At 39.2% G+C, this 16,596-nt stretch carries 24 protein-coding genes; 6 read left to right on the top strand and 18 right to left on the bottom strand.

The window, feature by feature from the left end:
• Positions 1 to 41: 41 nt before the first annotated feature.
• The 15 genes from V756_RS1000000123860 to V756_RS0109015 all read right to left on the bottom strand — a co-directional run bounded on the left by V756_RS1000000123860 (position 42) and on the right by V756_RS0109015 (position 8,184).
• A complete protein-coding gene (locus tag V756_RS1000000123860) occupies positions 42 to 206 on the bottom strand; it encodes a hypothetical protein (protein ID WP_155906209.1) in 165 nt (54 codons plus the stop codon).
• A 58-nt stretch (positions 207 to 264) separates the two neighbouring features.
• Positions 265 to 789, bottom strand: coding sequence for a hypothetical protein (locus V756_RS0109080; RefSeq protein WP_024714392.1), 525 nt, complete (start codon positions 787 to 789; stop codon positions 265 to 267).
• Positions 789 to 1,070 carry a helix-turn-helix transcriptional regulator gene (locus V756_RS0109075; protein WP_024714391.1) on the bottom strand — a complete coding sequence of 94 codons (282 nt, stop codon included), beginning with the start codon at positions 1,068 to 1,070 and terminating at the stop codon, positions 789 to 791. Before V756_RS0109075 ends, V756_RS0109080 begins: the two co-directional genes overlap by 1 nt.
• Positions 1,071 to 1,088: 18 nt before the next feature.
• A complete protein-coding gene (locus tag V756_RS0109070) occupies positions 1,089 to 1,490 on the bottom strand; it encodes a hypothetical protein (protein WP_024714390.1) in 402 nt (133 codons plus the stop codon).
• 53 nt (positions 1,491 to 1,543) lie between these two features.
• Entirely contained in the window at positions 1,544 to 2,107 is a 564-nt protein-coding gene (locus V756_RS0109065; protein ID WP_024714389.1) for a hypothetical protein, read from the bottom strand.
• A 174-nt stretch (positions 2,108 to 2,281) separates the two neighbouring features.
• Positions 2,282 to 2,554, bottom strand: a complete 273-nt coding sequence (locus V756_RS0109060) for a helix-turn-helix transcriptional regulator (protein ID WP_024714388.1) — start codon at positions 2,552 to 2,554, stop codon at positions 2,282 to 2,284.
• A 138-nt stretch (positions 2,555 to 2,692) separates the two neighbouring features.
• A complete protein-coding gene (locus V756_RS0109055; protein WP_024714387.1) occupies positions 2,693 to 2,974 on the bottom strand; it encodes a hypothetical protein in 282 nt (93 codons plus the stop codon).
• Entirely contained in the window at positions 2,971 to 3,219 is a 249-nt protein-coding gene (locus V756_RS0109050) for a hypothetical protein (RefSeq protein WP_155906207.1), read from the bottom strand. Before V756_RS0109050 ends, V756_RS0109055 begins: the two co-directional genes overlap by 4 nt.
• A 152-nt stretch (positions 3,220 to 3,371) precedes the next feature.
• Complete coding sequence (locus tag V756_RS0109045; RefSeq protein WP_024714385.1) at positions 3,372 to 3,893, bottom strand: hypothetical protein; 522 nt, start codon at positions 3,891 to 3,893, stop codon at positions 3,372 to 3,374.
• A 13-nt stretch (positions 3,894 to 3,906) separates the two neighbouring features.
• Positions 3,907 to 4,239, bottom strand: coding sequence for a hypothetical protein (locus V756_RS0109040; protein ID WP_024714384.1), 333 nt, complete (start codon positions 4,237 to 4,239; stop codon positions 3,907 to 3,909).
• A 61-nt stretch (positions 4,240 to 4,300) separates the two neighbouring features.
• Complete coding sequence (locus V756_RS1000000123855; RefSeq protein WP_155906205.1) at positions 4,301 to 4,438, bottom strand: hypothetical protein; 138 nt, start codon at positions 4,436 to 4,438, stop codon at positions 4,301 to 4,303.
• A gap of 242 nt (positions 4,439 to 4,680) precedes the next feature.
• Positions 4,681 to 5,796, bottom strand: coding sequence for a M20/M25/M40 family metallo-hydrolase (locus tag V756_RS01000000122155; RefSeq protein WP_024714383.1), 1,116 nt, complete (start codon positions 5,794 to 5,796; stop codon positions 4,681 to 4,683).
• Between the two features lie 227 nt (positions 5,797 to 6,023).
• On the bottom strand, positions 6,024 to 7,265 hold the full coding sequence (locus V756_RS0109025) for a hypothetical protein (protein ID WP_024714382.1): 1,242 nt from the start codon (positions 7,263 to 7,265) through the stop codon (positions 6,024 to 6,026).
• 163 nt (positions 7,266 to 7,428) lie between these two features.
• Positions 7,429 to 7,845: a hypothetical protein gene (locus V756_RS0109020; RefSeq protein ID WP_024714381.1), complete on the bottom strand. Its 417-nt coding sequence runs from the start codon at positions 7,843 to 7,845 to the stop codon at positions 7,429 to 7,431.
• 72 nt (positions 7,846 to 7,917) lie between these two features.
• Entirely contained in the window at positions 7,918 to 8,184 is a 267-nt protein-coding gene (locus V756_RS0109015; protein ID WP_024714380.1) for a hypothetical protein, read from the bottom strand.
• 654 nt (positions 8,185 to 8,838) lie between these two features.
• On the opposite strand from V756_RS0109015, the gene V756_RS0109010 reads away from it, so the two are divergent.
• The 6 genes from V756_RS0109010 (at position 8,839) to V756_RS0108980 (ending at position 13,797) form a co-directional block, all read left to right on the top strand.
• A complete protein-coding gene (locus V756_RS0109010) occupies positions 8,839 to 10,200 on the top strand; it encodes a DnaJ-like cysteine-rich domain-containing protein (RefSeq protein WP_024714379.1) in 1,362 nt (453 codons plus the stop codon).
• A 56-nt stretch (positions 10,201 to 10,256) separates the two neighbouring features.
• Complete coding sequence (locus V756_RS0109005) at positions 10,257 to 10,703, top strand: hypothetical protein (RefSeq protein WP_024714378.1); 447 nt, start codon at positions 10,257 to 10,259, stop codon at positions 10,701 to 10,703.
• Positions 10,704 to 12,013: 1,310 nt separating this feature from the next.
• Entirely contained in the window at positions 12,014 to 12,229 is a 216-nt protein-coding gene (locus V756_RS0108995; protein ID WP_024714376.1) for a hypothetical protein, read from the top strand.
• A 78-nt stretch (positions 12,230 to 12,307) separates the two neighbouring features.
• Positions 12,308 to 12,964: a hypothetical protein gene (locus V756_RS0108990; RefSeq protein WP_024714375.1), complete on the top strand. Its 657-nt coding sequence runs from the start codon at positions 12,308 to 12,310 to the stop codon at positions 12,962 to 12,964.
• Positions 12,965 to 13,056: 92 nt separating this feature from the next.
• Positions 13,057 to 13,470 (top strand): deoxycytidylate deaminase, encoded by a 414-nt coding sequence (locus tag V756_RS0108985; RefSeq protein ID WP_024714374.1) that lies wholly within the window; start codon positions 13,057 to 13,059, stop codon positions 13,468 to 13,470.
• An 84-nt stretch (positions 13,471 to 13,554) separates the two neighbouring features.
• The gene (locus V756_RS0108980; protein WP_024714373.1) at positions 13,555 to 13,797 is read left to right on the top strand and encodes a hypothetical protein; all 243 of its coding nucleotides are present in this window, start codon (positions 13,555 to 13,557) and stop codon (positions 13,795 to 13,797) included.
• Between the two features lie 49 nt (positions 13,798 to 13,846).
• Here the strand turns inward: V756_RS0108980 and V756_RS0108975 are convergent, their stop codons facing one another.
• From V756_RS0108975 to V756_RS0108955, 3 genes are all read right to left on the bottom strand, one after another.
• Positions 13,847 to 14,431 (bottom strand): DUF5626 family protein, encoded by a 585-nt coding sequence (locus tag V756_RS0108975; RefSeq protein WP_024714372.1) that lies wholly within the window; start codon positions 14,429 to 14,431, stop codon positions 13,847 to 13,849.
• A gap of 647 nt (positions 14,432 to 15,078) precedes the next feature.
• Positions 15,079 to 16,167, bottom strand: coding sequence for an FAD-dependent thymidylate synthase (locus V756_RS0108960; RefSeq protein WP_024714370.1), 1,089 nt, complete (start codon positions 16,165 to 16,167; stop codon positions 15,079 to 15,081).
• A complete protein-coding gene (locus tag V756_RS0108955; RefSeq protein WP_024714369.1) occupies positions 16,164 to 16,406 on the bottom strand; it encodes a hypothetical protein in 243 nt (80 codons plus the stop codon). Before V756_RS0108955 ends, V756_RS0108960 begins: the two co-directional genes overlap by 4 nt.
• Positions 16,407 to 16,596: the final 190 nt, after the last annotated feature.

The raw sequence follows: 16,596 nt of genomic DNA, 5'->3' as shown, positions 1-16,596 counted from the left end.
GCTGAGTTGCGATTTTTAGGTCTTATCACTATCTAACTTTTTTAATAAGCTTGTTGTAAGCTTGTTGTGACTGTTAGTATATCGCCTTCTGCATTACTATCTACATCAAACATGATCACTGATTCATTCTCAAATGTTCCATAGGACAAAAACACGCCCTTTCCTCTATTTTTGTGTTCCACTCGATCGCCTTTAACAAAAACCATCATCTAAATCTCTCTACAAGTAATTTTCTGTGAAAAATATTGAAATTATTGCAACGACTTATTCGTAATGGTATCCAAGTGTTTCAATATAGTCTTTGAAAGATAACCCTCCTTTTTTTGCCTGGTGGGAAATAGCCATATAAAGTTTTTTATCACGCTTATACAGCCCTGAAATTTTTTGCTGTCCCTCATAAAGTGCGCCTAATAGCTCCTTGAAATGGTTTGGAGAAATGGTGCTGCTATAGGTATAGTCAAGTCCCCAACGAAGGAGGACCTCAGAAGGTGGGCCGTAAGTTTGCAATTTCCTATACCTGCTCGGGTAGTCTTCTTTTAAGATTGAAAGATTAATCCTAAGTCCAAACTTCCTCTGTAAAGATCTTTTGAACTGCTTCTCAGGATTATCTACCTGTCTAGGCACCAGTAATTCCAGTTGAGGGTCGATGTCAGACAATGCAGATCGTATCTTATGGTTGATTGTCTTGTCCGTTGCTAGACGGCGAAGAGCGACATCTAATATTTCGTCAGCATGTATGACTTTATTTTTGTCAGCGTACCTGACAAGGCGACTAGCAACGTGCTTCATTATTCAGTGTCCTCTTTTTTACGCTCAATTTGGAATATATCTTCAACAGCTACTCCAAGGTATTCAGCAATTGCCATGGCAACAATCAGAGATGGATTGTAGTTTTCTGACTTGATAAAAGCCATAGCGCTACGGGCAACACCTATGTAGTCAGCCATTTCTTTATGCACCTCTTGCAGGGTAACGGGCTTGTCTCTTTCGATTGTCAACTGTGCTTGTTTGATTCTTAGATAATGCCCTAATTTGTTTGATAATTTGAATGGGTATTCTTTTCTAACCAATTTGACTTCCTCCTATAGCTATTCGAGACTAACCGACCTAACAAAGTCAATTACAGCTTCGTTTAGTTCTTCGAGTACAGTCTCGCCAAACAGCTTTATGGCTGTTTCGTTAAATATAAATTCTTTTTTGCTATAATAACCTAATAATACTTGAAGGTCGTATTCATAACCCCAATAATATTGTTCGCCGATTTGTCTATCGTTATATACACTAGAACTTATGTAATCGTAATAAAATTCTCTGTGGTAGGGGTTCTTTTGGGTAGCGATTACATCTCCTTCTTGGCTGACGATAACAAGGATGTCATTTCCTTTTAAGTCTTTAATGTCACCTTCTAGAGCGAGCACGGAACCGCCAGCATTGACCACACTTAGTCTTCCTTTGCCGGCTATGCCGAATACTTCACCTTCTAATGTCATTCTGTATCCTCCAACGAAAGTTAGTCTGTAGGTTGAATCAGATAATCGAATATTTACATAGAGCTGTTTGCTTTGTCCGACTCACTTAAAACGTCTGTACTGTATTCATTATCCATTAGCTCTTTTAAATGCAACATCAAAACAAGTCCCAAATCACTTGCATTTTCTAAGTTGCCTATCATCCTAGTTACTTTGATGATTCCATACTTACCCATGAGATTTTGAATTACACTGCGAGCCTGGTGCTTGACTTCGAAACCAGTAACCTCTTGGAAATAGTCAACCAACTCGTCTTCTTCCTGATTGGGGAGGTGTCCGAACCCGTTCTTCATCCAAGAGCGTAACATACCTACGCAATAAGCAAAGGTACGCTTTTGTTTCTCTTTTTTGGCGGTTACATGAAGACACTCAGCGATCCAAATATAAGCGTCCAACTCACGACTACACAGAATTCTGTAATATTCTGCTATACCTTCCTTAACTTCCTGTTTTGGAATTTCATCAAAAAGGTCTCTATACATGGCAACTAGTTTACTGATGGCGTCACTAGGGCTTGTAGGTGTTCCGTACTTCTCAGTGTAGTAAACAGACATTGTTGAAATTTGATCTTTTGTCATAACTTTTTTGCACCTCTTAAATTATGGTCTTTTACCAGAGTAATTATCGTTATGGGACCGAGATTAGTTGCGACCCTAACTGATAATTTTATTATACCATATGATAATAGTATTGTAAATACTATTATTTGTGAAAGATTAAAGGAGAAGGGCGGGCCTTCTCCTAAAGATCGATCATTCATTGTCTTTTAGTTCAAATATCTCTTCGACAGGTAAGTTTAAGTATTCGGCTATTTTCATGGCTACTTCGAGGGATGGCTGGTTCACGTTTCTTTTGATTAGTCTAATCGTATCAAGAGATACCTCGCAGTATTCAGCCAACTCATTTTCGACGTCTGCAATCTTAACCTGTCTACCGGTCTCCAGTGCTTTTTCGGCTTTTCTGATAGAGATGAAGTGTTTTAATTTATTTTCAGTTCTATAGCTGTATTTTTTTATTTTGGGCATGTAAGTTGACCTCCTATCGTCAATAGGTGACTTGTAACCATCTTTATATGTTTTAACATACTTTAATAGGTACTGTAAATACTACAAAGTAAGGGAGATCTGATTTTGATCTCCTTACGGCAAAAAAAAGAAGGGCAGTCAGCCCTCGGTTTTAATTAACTCTTTCCTGTAAGTAGCTTGGTAAGCCTCAAACTCTTCTACTGTTGAAAGGATGGTCCTTATTTGATTGCATAGCAGGTCGACTTGCTGTCCTCTACCTTGAATCTCGCCTGATGAGTTGATTCTATCCAATGCACCGTCAGCGATATATTTCCTAACACGTACTAAGTCTTGCACAAGGCCTTCTACCTTTTTGTCAAGTGTTTCAGTCAGCAGATTCACTCTAGATTTTTGAATATCAACAAAAGACATTTCACTCACTTTATTACCACCTTTATTATTCCGTTGTATACCTGCACCATGCGAGCGGCCTTAATTTCATTCTCCCCGTCTGTAAAAATCTGATTAACTGGGTCGAACATTACACCGGTCCCGTCACTGATGTTCAAACGCTCTACTTCAATAATTCCCTTGTAACGGCCTTCCAAGGTAGGGAGGCCGCCAATTAACTTGAAATTGACATTATGTAAGTAAACGCCGACGTTGTCTTGTAGAGTGTACCCCACAAGGTCGCCTTCTTTATTTATGATTTTGTAAGGTGGTTCGTTAGTTACCAAGATGTCGACCTTTGTATCTCGTTTAAGCTTTGAGCGCATAGGTTTGCTCATCCTCTCTACCTCAATTTTTATTCGCTGCTAAATGTCTTCATTAACACGACCTAGTCCATCAACCCCATTGCCTGTTTCTTATCCATCTCAGTTAGGATAATACTCAGCAATTCGTGGCCTGGTTTTCCGGTATAGTATTCAATATCATTTAGGCATTCTTCAATGTCCATTGGTTTTTTACGGATAAGTCTCATGTGTTGATATGAAGGGTGTTTCTTAGGGTACTTGTTTTTCGTAACAGGGAGGAAGAGACGTTCATGGTATAGACGACTAAGGTCAATCAATAACCCTTTACGTTCCTTCTTATTAACTCCGTGTATCCAAGCGTGGTTATATTTAACTTTCTTCCCGTTAACGATGTCGGAGAAATCACCGTCCCAAACCGTCCAGGTATACTCAGGCAGTAGGTACCGAAGTATGGCGGCCCCGAAGATAGCTGTTTGACGACATGCATTACCGCCCCATTTTTTATAAGCTTGTGGGTTAGCCTTTTGAAGTATACTGTGAAGAGTGGGTACGAATAATTTCTCCATTAGATTCTTTGTCAGTAATTCTATTTGATTTAATTTCACAAACACCACCCCCTCAATCTTCGAAGAACTCGTCATGAGCTTTTTTAAGTTCTTTATAGATATGTGCAGGTAAGTGGGGTTTGAAAAATTCTACGTCCATTGTATCACAGCTAAGGATTGTATTTTCATGCAGGTTTGCCCAATCTTCGTCAATAACTAGGTCATCCAAGTGATACGCCTTTACTGAGATAGGCTCGACGGAGAAGTCATCCATGTATATTGTCAGGGGTTGTCCTTCGTGTATGAAGGTCTTTAAGTATACCCAATAAGCGTCTATGTGTTCTAGATGGACCCAGCCGTTAGGTAAGTAGGTTACCTCTGTGTTTTGATCGTTATTTTTAAGCATAGCTACCAACTCCAAATTTGAATTTAAACAAGGTCTATTTGATATAATATTGGGAATGTTGTTATGAGGTCTTTATGGTCACTTTCTTTGTAGGCGGTAGATCGTATTCAATACCTTCCGATAAATCCTTACGTAAACCTTTTAAAAATACTTGAAACTCTCTTACTGTTCCTTTAAACGATAAGATACCTTGCTTCAAATCAACATTCCTCCACACTAAAGTAGTATTTATAATACTAAAACCCGCCGTATCCCTGACGCTTACTGCGTTCGCTTGTCAGGGATACCATCTTGTTTGGGTACTTTGGGTAGGTTTTTTGTTGCACATCCATAGGAGCGCCTAATAAGAGGTTCAAAAGCAAAACCATAACAGATAGGACAACACAGCTCAGTCCATTAGAAAGAATATTCAGACTACTGTTGCAGCGGAAGTGTTAGGGATCAAAAAGTTCCTATCTTACCGTGCTTTTCGATTACTACTTTCTCCGCTTCGCTTAGTCCACCAGCAGAAGGGAGGGTATTATCTGTGAGGTAAGAGGTGTACGAATTAGCTACCTTGTTTCTTTCGTAGGCTCTTATGATTTTTTCAAACGTAGCTGTGGAAATGTACACTTCATCTAACGCCTCACCTACACGTTGAGTAATACAGACGTTTCCATCAACTATAGAAGAGGAAACCGTTCCGTATTGGTCTCTTCCTTCCCATAGGTCTTCGTAATCGTCGGCGTAGTCATTCCAATCATTGTAATACGCCATACCATCATAACCTTCTACCCAATTGTTACTGAGCGGCACATCTCCGAAACCTCCAGCGAAATCGTTAACTGACGCCAGGACTTGAAGGATCAGTTTAACGGTCTTCTGCATGTCCTTGTACACTACGTACTCTTTTTCTGTGTGTTCATTTTGGTAGCCGGCTGAGAGATTCACAGCATTCACATTTAACTCGGCGAATGTACAAGCGTCTGAGATCCCGCCTTCGGTTGCTTGCCAATTCATATCCTGGAGGGCGGAACAGTCTTCGAAGAATTTTCCCACTTCGTTTGAACAGAAAGCCTGACTGTAGTTGCCTACTACAATATCGTTGTTCCCTCTGCGATCCACTACAATAGCCAAATCAGAACCTTTAATCCATTCAGGATCAATTTTTTGAGACCCTACGCAACCAATCTCCTCTTCACGAGAGAAAGCAACTTTGATGGTCCCTTCAAAAGCTGTTTTTTCCACGTTTCTAAGTACGGCCAATAAAATTGCAATCCCGGCTCTATCGTCGGCCCCGAGAATACCTTTAGTGGAGTAAAAAGTTCCGTTTGATTCATAAACAACCCGGTCTTTAATTATGTTGCTGACACTGTCCATGTGTGCTGATAGGATGATTGTTGCGCCTTTGCCTGAGCCTACTTTCTTCTCAGCAAGGAGGTTTTTATAGTCATCTAACCAAACTTTATCGCAGAGACTTTGCAAGATTGGTTTCACGTACTTTACAACTTTGTGCTCTTCTCCCGATGGGGCCTGGATGTTTAATAGTTTAACTAGTTGTTTTTTCATTTTTTTCATTGAGCATGTCCCCTTAAACGTTATCTTATCAACTATATTAATTATACCATATAATAATAGTATTGTAAATACTATTTTATTGTTATATTTGTGGGTTTCGTAACCCTTGGAATATCGATCTCTCCAATTCTGAGAAATCTACTGATACAAGTCTTGGGCCTGATGGAGGGTTAGGTCTTGAGGCATTGAACCTAAATGTCCTTGTCCCTTGAAGGCTGTATGGTTCCTCAGCTAGCGAGACTTGCTGTCGAGGGTGACACCTCTTTCTTAGGTGCTTCCATATAACCTTTAGCTATCAGGTACTCTTTTGGTAACGATATCTCTACACGATCTTCGAAGAATTCAAGGAATTCAGGATCATCTACGTAAGGATAGAAAGGGTCGTCGTCGTAACTTGAGACGTAGCCTGTTCCCTCACACGTACTGCATTCTTCATCGTCCCAATCAGTACCGTCTCCGTCACAATCATCGCAACTAACCTTGATACCTGTATGAGACCACCCCACCTCAGTGTACATTGAGAAAGAAGACATATGAGACCCGTACAAATCAGAATATTCACTTCTAAGGTCGTCGCATTGGACGAAGTTATCGAACTTGGCTTTAAGACCTTCGATTAAATAGTTTTTAGTTGTATTATTCGTATAGAAGGGGCGGAACCCGACCAGTAAGTAATCATTATCTGTTACTTTAATAACACGCACAAGAAGTCTTGCCTCATAACGAGGAGAAAATAGTTCATCATTTTCAGACGTAGTAAGGTACGCAACAGCAAGGGTGGAATCGAGCAAGTTAGGCGGTAACTGGTTAATGCAGTCACCTGAACCGTTTCTAGATGTGTCCATGCAAGATGTGTTGCGCCAGCCGGTAACCCATTTCTCGCCACCCCAGTTATAGGGCGCATAGTAAGACATACCTGCAATATGGTGCGGTAAGATCGAAAGGTGAACTTTATAGTTTTTGATTACACCTTTCTCTAGTTTTTTAGGGCATTTATTTGTATACCACTTGACAACTTCACTAGTTTCGCCAAAAATCTTTACGAGTAACTTTGAAAGTTTTGGAGAAGACAGGCCTTTTATATCCCTTCTTTTGATGAACGTAGTTACCTCTCCTGGAATAGTGTTGTTTAAAAGATGTTCGTTCGTTACATCATCCAACAATTTACTTGCTATCGAATAATCGTTATAAGCTCTTCTTTCTTCTTCATAACGGTGTTCATTCAAGTAAATATCATGTTTTTGTGAAACCAATGGCTGTGCTTGTTTTTGAAAGTCTGCTGTCAAATCTTTTTCGACGTTGGGATGAAAAGAGATATACCCTTCCTCTCCTAGCAGGTCTTTAAGATACTGCTCCCGCTCTACATAAAGAGATGAGTCAACACCCGCTTCACGGATTAGTCTGGATTTATTAAGGATTTTGATTGCTTCTTCCATTGACTGTTCCATAAGATTATTAGTAAGTATCATGTTTAAATTTCCCCTCTCAGTTTATCCTTCGATCACTCTAATGATCGTGGCAACTTCTGAGATAGTTGCGAAGTTTTTAAATAGTTTTTATAAATGGTATTTTAAATACTATTTAGTGAACAAAAAAAAATCCTCCCACTTGGCGGTGAGGAGAGGGAGAGGCCTAATGGCCTCTCAGCACTTTGGATAAACCTGTGTTAAATTTTCTCCATGATTCACCTATAGCTAACATTGTTTTACGATCAAATACATCATTAGGGAGAGGTTCGATAACTTCGTTGTCATCGTCGTCCCAGGAGATGTCATTAGATGTGAGGATAACCTGTTCGTGTTTTTTGAAAGTTTCGTCCTCATCCTCAGCCATTAGTGATTCATTTAATCGGTGATAATCCTCTTTCGAAAGATATTTGCTATCATTACTGTAGACAATGACTGCTTCTTCCCAAATTAATACCCCAGCCAGACTTCCATCCTTTGAGGGGAATTCCATGAATAAGTTAAAGCAATTTCCGCCAGTATCTAAAAGAAGACCCTGAGGGAAAAGTGATTGAAGACGATTAAAGACTGTTGTCGAACTCATTTAATTACCTCCGATTTGATTGTTGTCCGTATATTAATATATAATAATGGTATTTTAAATACTAATCTAAACTCACTCGATATCGTCAGCATAGATATGGATGAATTCGTTGATAGCGTTAATGTCTTTGCCTCTTTCAAACACTACAAAAGTTAAACTATCAATTTGGTGGCCGAGTTTGTTCAGTAGATTGGATAGGCCTACCCAAGGCAGTGAATTTTGAGGTACAAACAAATCTGCAATCCCGGCTTCGCATTCTTCGTTACTTGTAACCTTATGGTTGTTATAAAAATAAATGCCCTTTTGATCCTTGAATAAACAAATAAAACTATTAGTCATTTTAATTCCTCCTTGGTAGCCGTCCGGTAACTTTATCTTTAAGTGGTAAGGTAATTCTATTATAATAGATTACAGGTGAGTAATTATTAGGTCATTACTGCACCATTCGCTCATCAGAGTGGCGTCTTACCTTCCTACCCAAAGACATGAAAGATATTAGCGGTCACCTATTGGCGGGCTATTTGACCCGCCTAATAGGTATCTCCTGAATTTTTTGTGGTAACCTAAACGGCCCGCCTAATAGGGTATGTGTAAGAATTGCTGCAACAGTCAGGATCATGAAATTCAAGCTGTTGTCATGGTTAGTGGAGGAAGGATATGATCCTTAAAACTAATAATCTATATCTTAAAGACTTTAATTAGTTATCCACAACCATACATAAATTATAGCATATTTATCCACAGGTGTCAAGGTTATCCACAACCCTGTGGATAACTGTAGACGTTCGGCAAATCGCTGAGCGTCTTTTTTTTTACCCTTATATAGAAGGAAAAATAAATCATAACACCATATAAAAATAGTATTGACAATACTATTCTATGGGTTTATAGTAGATGACAGAGCAAGACGAAAAACGTATTTACTAGTTTTCCCGCACGGGTTTTGTACCCCTACAGTGCTAGACCAAAATAAAAGAAAAAGAGGTAAGAAAAATGAGTATCGTATCTATTTTAGACTGGGAACAATCATTGCAAAATTCAAAATCGATGTACCGTACCATACTATCTCACAAAAGGGATGTTCTACACCGTATCAAAGAGTACAAACGTTTAGGGATTTTCAACGGCTCGGATAGAGACAATTTACTCTACTACTACGAGCGGGACAACTTGAACATCACACACCATAGAAAAAATGCGTTAAGGTATTCAATTAAATTAAGTATATTCAATTCTATATTTTCAGGCGAAAAGGTTAACCGTGCAGTCGTAGGAAAAAGAATCCCTTTAACTGTTGAACAAGACTATTCGGAAGCTGATGAAATTTTGGAGAGTGGGGACGTTACCGCCCAATATGCAAATAGTGAAATTTATTACAGTGACAGAGTTGAAAATGATTTTATCGGTACTTACCCCGTAACTATAGAACGTACGGAGGATTACGGGGACTTCTTGAAAATTCTGGTGGACGATATTGTTTTAATGGATAAGCCTATAAACTTTTCTATTAGTTACGAGGAATGGAAAACAGGTTACAAGATGGACGGAAAAAGACACGTAAAGCTAAATAAATTTTTAAGGAAACAAGGGTTTTCCCAGTACACTCTAGACTATTATAGTCAACAAATTAAAACAGAAAAGTGCCTTTATTTAACGGTATCCGATAGGGTTCAACATATTACAGGGATGGCTTTCTATAGTTCAGGTGACTGGCATAGTATGAGCGGAACATCATGCCAAGACCCTCGAAACGAATATGAAGAATGTCTCGATTTGCTACCTAGCTTGTATGATAACAAGTTATTTATAGCCTTTCTCCACGAGAATATGGAGGACGTGGAGGACACAGAGGAAAAAATGTTAGCCCGCACAATGTGCAGACTTATAAACGTAAACGGAAAAAAATTTTTAATAGGTTCACAACTTTATGGGAATAATGAAACTAAAGACGAACTAGACAAGGCATTAAGTCTATTAAATTCATATAATATTTTTAGTTTGCGCCAAATGAGTGAAGGCACAACAAACCACAAAGAAAGAACAAACGGACAGTTTTTACTAGAAGAAGAGGACGAAATACATTTATGTAATGATTTTGAAGAGCTTGTAAATTGTGAGTGTCCGGCTTGTGGTGGTAGTGGTGAGTATACAGTGGAAAACAATAGAGGAAGGAACATAGACATAAATTGCCCAGTTTGTGGCGGTAGCGGTGAGTATGAAACATTTGTTTATGCTTCTGTAGATACTTACGTAACTATTGACGATGGAAAAGAATTAGAACCATATGACGAAGGGTACACCCATTACGGAGACTTTATACTAATTCGGATAGATGAAAAAGTATTGGGGCTTTAATAGCCCCGATACCTTCAGTAGATAAAGAAAACAAATGATAAAGGATGGTAAACAACATGAATAAATTAACATTAGACCAAGCGGTTAAAAAATGGGTTTGGGAATTTAATGCGCTCCCGTTACAACTTATAGAAAAAGCTTACCCAAACTTTATAGATGAGGTTGAAATACTTACCACAAATAAAGTATGCGGGCATTGTGAAAGTGAGGATATTGTAAAAAATGAAGACGGTGAACCATATTGCCAACATTGTAACAATGATGATATATACGATAAGTATGGGCTTCCTATGTGGGGTACTATGTGGACGTTCGGGGACAGTCTTGACAATGATTGGATAAGAAACAATATTGATGTTGTGGCTGACTGTGGTATCTGGGTTTATGAATCAGAGGAACTAGGCATATTCTTTGGAATTGACGGGGCGGGCTATGATTTTTATGAGCAACATTGGAAACCTCTCTATAAGGCTAGGGGCTTAAAGTGGCATAGTGAGGAATAAACAAAGGAAAGAGGAGACAAACATGGATACTATAAATGATGGTTTTATATTCCCTATCAGTTCGGGCGGGAGTGTCACATACTACATGACAGACGCCCCTATAAGTGTATTAGCTCAAGCAAGGAAGGTAATACACGAACTAACGGACTTTATAGAGTACGTAGAAGGACACGGATATTATTTACAGGAATACAATGCAGGTTTTACAATAATGTTTGATTGAAGCCCTCCAGGGGCTTTTTATTTTGCCTTCTTACCTTATCCGGCGGGCTGTCTCCTCCTGGACTCACAATAACACTAATAGTATAAGAGATAGTAATAGTAGTATAGGAGAACAATACACAAAGAACCCTATAGACATATACGAATAACCCCATAAATAAACCCCATACAAAGAGATATAAACAACCTCATACAAATACACCTATACACTTTAAGACCCCTTAAAACGAATATAAAGCACTTTAAAATAGATGTCCTATAAATAAGAAGAATAAACACATACACCAAAACAATACAAGTGCAGACATAACAAGCCCTTTTTATTGTATTCGATATGGTTAGATACCTTTATTATCTGATGAATTTTATATACGTTCGCCGTCCCTCTTTGCTCCGATAAAAATAAAACATTGCGTACAAATACGGAACAAGAAAAGCGAAGGACAATAAACACCGCAGAAAAGGGACAATAATAAATAATTTTAAAGTCGGTGACGTTGTGCAGCGGAACTAGGGTACAAATAAAATCGCATATCATGGGCTGTCACCCACTTTATTTCTTTTGGTTGGTTGGATGTGGTCAATTGATCGCATATTGAGGGGAAATACACGCCTTTTTATACTGTTTGACTTAACATAATTAATTATTATGATAAGTCGGAAGGGGAATAAACCCCTACCCGGTGCCGAATGAATCGCATTTTCACCGCTGAGCGCCGGTATGGTTCGTAAGATCTGCGAGAAATTTTTTCGAATGTTTCTGTGCGTACATGGACTGGCTGCTTATGGCGTAAGTGCTGGGGAGAATAAGGTCATCAGGGCTGCCTATGTGGTGGTCTTCTTTATTGGGAGGGGGGTTCTGATACATGGAGCTTTAAATCTAATAGGGGAGAGGTTGCTAAAAAATTCCTGAGAGATTTTTTGTGAATACTTAGTGTGCGTACACCGGGGAAATCGCAATTCTACCAAGGTTTAAAGCGATTACTACATTGGTTACTTATATTATCAAAAGAGAGGTGATTCAGAGATTTTGGGAAAGAGAGGCTTACGGGCCATTAAAAAAAGTGTCTACTTAGGAGGAGATTAATATGGAGAAAAACTATGATCCACGTCCACTCGCTGAGTTAGGTGACTTAATAGGTCAAGCGATCCTCATTGTATGTGAGCACGGAGCTTTTGAAGGTGGTCTAAAGGATATCTCCAAGGAAGATATTCATATCGAGGTCGGGGAAGGCCGGGTTATTGCTGTTGACCGTTCAGTATTAGATGAGGATTTAACCGAGCTTTATGCTGTTGAAGTCTAGATCCTCTATTCGGCAGAACCTCTCATCGAGAGAATTACGCACGGTAACTTTACTAGACAGTCAGGAGGTGAATTGTTTATGACTATGCCAGCATTGACTGAGGAGACCATTAGTCGCATAAGTGTTGAAGCTGCTCCGCTACCTGGTCCTCATCCTGACCCTAACATCGGAAAGAAAGCTAAACCCCTAAATGGAGTTTATTCCTCACTAACTGGGATAATTTATCCACCAGACGAGAGGTATTCAGGTTTATCTGTAGACCCTAAAAGTGCTAAAGACTACTTGATTATGTTCTTTTATGACGATGGATCATTATTTTGTGCAATTGAGGCAGATATCAGCGATATGCATGTTTTAGACGGTGTGCAACCTGTACCTAGCGGTGAAGGGACTCCCGCAGCTCCGTTCGGCTGCAATTTACTAGTTTCGAACAACACTATCGATGGGTTAGGTGATAGTAGTCAAGTTATTTACCACACATTACCTAATCAAGTAGGTACTGTGGTAGTAACTTACGACTTTTATGATCAACCTGACTCGATGTCTATTTATTGGAGCGGAAAAGAGGACACTCCAATAGCTTCGACAAAAGGTAAAGTCTCTAATAAAGGGGACCTGATTTTTTATTACGACCCGGCGTATAACCCTACTAAAGTGGTTGTGAAAATCAATGAGGAAGGTGCGATTAACACCACTAGTTGGAAATATATTATGTCATGTCCCCGGGAGTTGTAATTAGGTTTTGATTAGGTAGCGCCTTGCTGATTAGCAGAGAAAAAATTTTTCGGCAAGGCGTGTTTTACATACATTCGGGGAGGTTTACTGAATTGAGGGATTGGAATAAATACTTTATGGACTTAGCGATCCAGGCGAGCACCATGGCTACCTGCGATAGACTACATGTCGGCTGTGTGTTGGTAAAAGATAAGAGGGTAATTTCCACCGGTTTTAATGGCAGCATTAGCGGCCACCCGCATTGCGATGAAGTGGGTCATCTCCTTAACGATGAAGGGAGATGTATAAGGACGGTCCATGCCGAACAAAATGCCATCCTGGATTGTGCCAGGAGAGGTGTTGTAACTGAGGGTGCTTGTGCCTATGTTACCCATGAGCCATGTGAACACTGTACTAGATCTCTCGCCCAGGCGGGAATAAAGACTGTATTCTTTCAAGAAGGTTATGAAAATAAATGGAATGCTAAATTTAATACAGATATGCACTGGATACAACTGGAGAGGTGATAATACCTCTCTTTTTTATTGCCGTTATTCCTTGCTGCTTTGTCCTTATAATGTAGGCACATTGTTGTTAGGAGGAATTAAAAAATGAATTTCGATAACCTTTTTACCCTTATTGATGGGATGATAGGGGATAAATCTGACTTTAAGGGTCTGACATTCAGTCTAGACCAAGGGATTTTCAATATTGATTTACATGAGCCAGGGGAAGGAGACCTTCCGGCCTTTATTTGTGAATTCATCCCCAATAACGCCATCGAGCCTATTTATTTCTCTGCTGTAGGTGAGAACGAATTAAAAGAACAGATTGATTATTACGTACTTAAATAAAAAAGCACCCACGAAGGGTGCTGAGGGCCTATGTAAGGCCCTTTATTTTTTATCCGAAACTAGAAACAGAGGTATACAAATAATGCTTACTTACTCTTGATTTCAAATCATAGTGAATAGAACCTTGACCGAGCACACCATATTTCAGTCTATATCGTGCAGAAGCCGACGCTTTCGAAGTTTCTTGCGCCCTCGTAATCTTCAATTCGTCATCTTGAACAGTAAATGGCGGCGCTACGAAATGCCATTCATCCCACGCCTTTGTGATTTTACTGTAGGAAATTACTTTCTTTGGTTTTGGTCTATTGACTTTGATACGGTAGCTTAGGTTTACTACTCCAGTATTCCAGTAGATTTTAAAGGTTGTTGTACCAACTGGGACAGGGTATGTACCCATAGTGCTGAATTCATCCTCAGTTTTTTCTGGAATAATCCCCATAGTTCCAACATACTTTCCATTATCGTCATAAATTTTTTGCTCCTGAGGTTTCGTCGAATCCATATCAAATGCGACTTCTTTCTCAGGTAAAACCGGTTGCTGCGGCATTTCCGCAGCCTTTGATGTGTTTTCAAATGTTGTTGACAAAACGAGAGCTAACACCGTGGCAATAACGACTGTCACAAACTTTTTCATGCTACTCCTCCTATCAAACTTTTTCGAAACAATACCATATTAACACAAATATACAAATAAATACATACATTACTATATTTATCCCTACAAAAAAATATGTACAATGACACTTGAAATCTACAACAGCTTATAGGTTACACTAGGGGAAAGCTTAAAAAGAAAGGTTGATGGGTTTGAACTTGTATTTAGCAACAGCCCTTGTAATATCAGTAGTATTAAATGTAATCTTATGTATTCAACTAGGAAAGTTCAGAACAAGTCGAATATCCAAATGGAAAGAAGGTATGGGAATCAATACGCCATTCGCTGCGTTAGTCTGGGCTTTCCTTGCTATAACAATTGTTTTGAGTCTTATAGGTTTATTGGCGGGCATTAGCGATTTATAAAAAGGGGGAACTAAAGTGGAAATGTTTCTGACTTGGGTCACAACTATTATACCTTTTATCTTTTTGTTTATAGGGATTAGCGTTGTTTGGTGGGTAGTGAAATATTTAATGACGATTAGGAGAAATTCTTTTAAGAAGATTGATCAAAATAATGAAATCATCAGTATACTGAGGAACAGGGAATAACCTTCCACAAAACAATGAAAAATTAATTGCCCCTTACAGGGGCAACTTGGCACCCGTCATGGGTGCTTTTTAGGTTTAATTGTACGCTATACCGGCTTCCTCGAATGCTATTTTTATTGCCTGAGCGTCCGCTCTTATTTCTTTCTGTGCATGGTTAGTGTCTCTTAGGTTTAGGAAGTGTTTCCATTGACGTAATGGCCGGCAGTTGATTATTTTGGTAGTCATAGCGTTAGGTAACATAGAACGAGCTATCTCTTTTGCTCGGCTTTTACGAACACCGAAACTTACAAGTCTATCCCTCAATTCAGCATAATCGGAAATAGACCCTTCGATGTTTGAGTACACTTCTTCCACTAAATTGTCATAAGCAAATTGAGCTAGTCGATCTGATTGTCCTGTAGCAGCAGTGAATTTTTCTTTCAGGTTCTCAGGATAAATTCCTTTTCCGAATCCCAACATTTTGCGGTATTCTGCATTTGTACGGTCGACATAACGTTGAGATAGTTCAGTCCCTCCGGCCATATCTGCATGACGCCAAATCTGTAGGCCGGTTGCTCTATCGACCTTCAAGTTCATCGTCACAGTAGCGTGTACGTCTAGCTCATAATCTGTGAGACCTTTTTCTTTTAATGCTGTATAATCTTCTGTAAGGATGATAGGTTTGTAAAGCTGAGGCTCACCTTTTGCAGTGAACTGATTTTCTTTAGGTTCAAGTTTTGTCTTATCATTGATGAACCAACCCATTTCAGGTACACGGTTCACAAGTCTTTTGAATAACTCAAACAGGTTAGTGTTTAGTTCATAGTCATTGGCCTGATTATTAATGTCCAGGAAAGTAAGCATGTTCATTGAGACGATTACGCCAATCTTACTATCGGGGTTTTTCTTAGGATCGGGGGAAGTCCAACGGATGTAGTTATTAATTTCCTTCATGGTCATGAGGTCCGACATAGCATTCATATACTCTTCTACACCTGTAAATCCAGCTATACCGAATACGATGTTCCCTGTGCTGGCGATTGATATGTGGCCAGCTGCCATTATACCTTTAATAAAAGTATGAGATTCCTCACCAAGTTTGTGATATGACTGGTAACATTCTCGGGCCGCCATCTCAACTAACTTGTGATAATCTTCCGTATGGTGGATCAATCCGACTTTCATTTCTTATCACTCCCATGCTCTTTTAGCCATTCCGAATACTCGTTCTTTGCTATTTCAATCCTCTCTATGTGGGCTTTCAGCTGGATTTCATTTAGTTCGGAAATTTTTTTATGGTTGTCAGATAGATCCTGATGGTATGTGACCGCTCTCTCTAATTGTTTTTCTAACATTTCTTGCTCTGTTAGCCAGCTCTCCATCTGCGAAATGTAGAGATCTTCTTCACTACGGTTCATGCTCATTAAATATCCCCCTTGAATGTTGTGTTTGAGACAATAGCTAAAGTTACCTTCTCATCAAATTTGTCAGCCATATGCATGACTCCTCCAGCTAAGAACTTTAATGTATAAGCAACAGGAGTCATCCATAACTTTGATATAAATGATAGCTTACTTACCCGGTGCCTACTTGAGAAAAATACCATTTTATTCA

It is taken from the genome of Bacillus tequilensis KCTC 13622, from assembly GCF_000507145.1.
Classification (GTDB): domain Bacteria; phylum Bacillota; class Bacilli; order Bacillales; family Bacillaceae; genus Bacillus; species Bacillus tequilensis.
Note: the sequence above shows the minus strand (reverse complement) of the source record. Positions and strands in the feature narration are given on the sequence as shown.

Excerpts from the sequence above, each read along its gene's own strand:
- V756_RS0109025 (WP_024714382.1), bottom strand. The coding sequence starts at position 7,265 with ATGATACTTACTAATAATCTTATGGAACAGTCAATGGAAGAAGCAATC.
- V756_RS0109040 (WP_024714384.1), bottom strand. The coding sequence starts at position 4,239 with ATGCTTAAAAATAACGATCAAAACACAGAGGTAACCTACTTACCTAAC.
- V756_RS0108990 (WP_024714375.1), top strand. The coding sequence starts at position 12,308 with ATGACTATGCCAGCATTGACTGAGGAGACCATTAGTCGCATAAGTGTT.
- V756_RS0109020 (WP_024714381.1), bottom strand. The coding sequence starts at position 7,845 with ATGAGTTCGACAACAGTCTTTAATCGTCTTCAATCACTTTTCCCTCAG.
- V756_RS0109010 (WP_024714379.1), top strand. The coding sequence starts at position 8,839 with ATGAGTATCGTATCTATTTTAGACTGGGAACAATCATTGCAAAATTCA.
- V756_RS0108980 (WP_024714373.1), top strand. The coding sequence starts at position 13,555 with ATGAATTTCGATAACCTTTTTACCCTTATTGATGGGATGATAGGGGAT.
- V756_RS0109060 (WP_024714388.1), bottom strand. The coding sequence starts at position 2,554 with ATGCCCAAAATAAAAAAATACAGCTATAGAACTGAAAATAAATTAAAA.
- V756_RS01000000122155 (WP_024714383.1), bottom strand. The coding sequence starts at position 5,796 with ATGAAAAAAATGAAAAAACAACTAGTTAAACTATTAAACATCCAGGCC.
- V756_RS0109080 (WP_024714392.1), bottom strand. The coding sequence starts at position 789 with ATGAAGCACGTTGCTAGTCGCCTTGTCAGGTACGCTGACAAAAATAAA.
- V756_RS0109065 (WP_024714389.1), bottom strand. The coding sequence starts at position 2,107 with ATGACAAAAGATCAAATTTCAACAATGTCTGTTTACTACACTGAGAAG.
- V756_RS0109070 (WP_024714390.1), bottom strand. The coding sequence starts at position 1,490 with ATGACATTAGAAGGTGAAGTATTCGGCATAGCCGGCAAAGGAAGACTA.
- V756_RS0109015 (WP_024714380.1), bottom strand. The coding sequence starts at position 8,184 with ATGACTAATAGTTTTATTTGTTTATTCAAGGATCAAAAGGGCATTTAT.
- V756_RS0108960 (WP_024714370.1), bottom strand. The coding sequence starts at position 16,167 with ATGAAAGTCGGATTGATCCACCATACGGAAGATTATCACAAGTTAGTT.
- V756_RS0108975 (WP_024714372.1), bottom strand. The coding sequence starts at position 14,431 with ATGAAAAAGTTTGTGACAGTCGTTATTGCCACGGTGTTAGCTCTCGTT.
- V756_RS0109005 (WP_024714378.1), top strand. The coding sequence starts at position 10,257 with ATGAATAAATTAACATTAGACCAAGCGGTTAAAAAATGGGTTTGGGAA.
- V756_RS0108955 (WP_024714369.1), bottom strand. The coding sequence starts at position 16,406 with ATGAGCATGAACCGTAGTGAAGAAGATCTCTACATTTCGCAGATGGAG.
- V756_RS1000000123860 (WP_155906209.1), bottom strand. The coding sequence starts at position 206 with ATGGTTTTTGTTAAAGGCGATCGAGTGGAACACAAAAATAGAGGAAAG.
- V756_RS0108995 (WP_024714376.1), top strand. The coding sequence starts at position 12,014 with ATGGAGAAAAACTATGATCCACGTCCACTCGCTGAGTTAGGTGACTTA.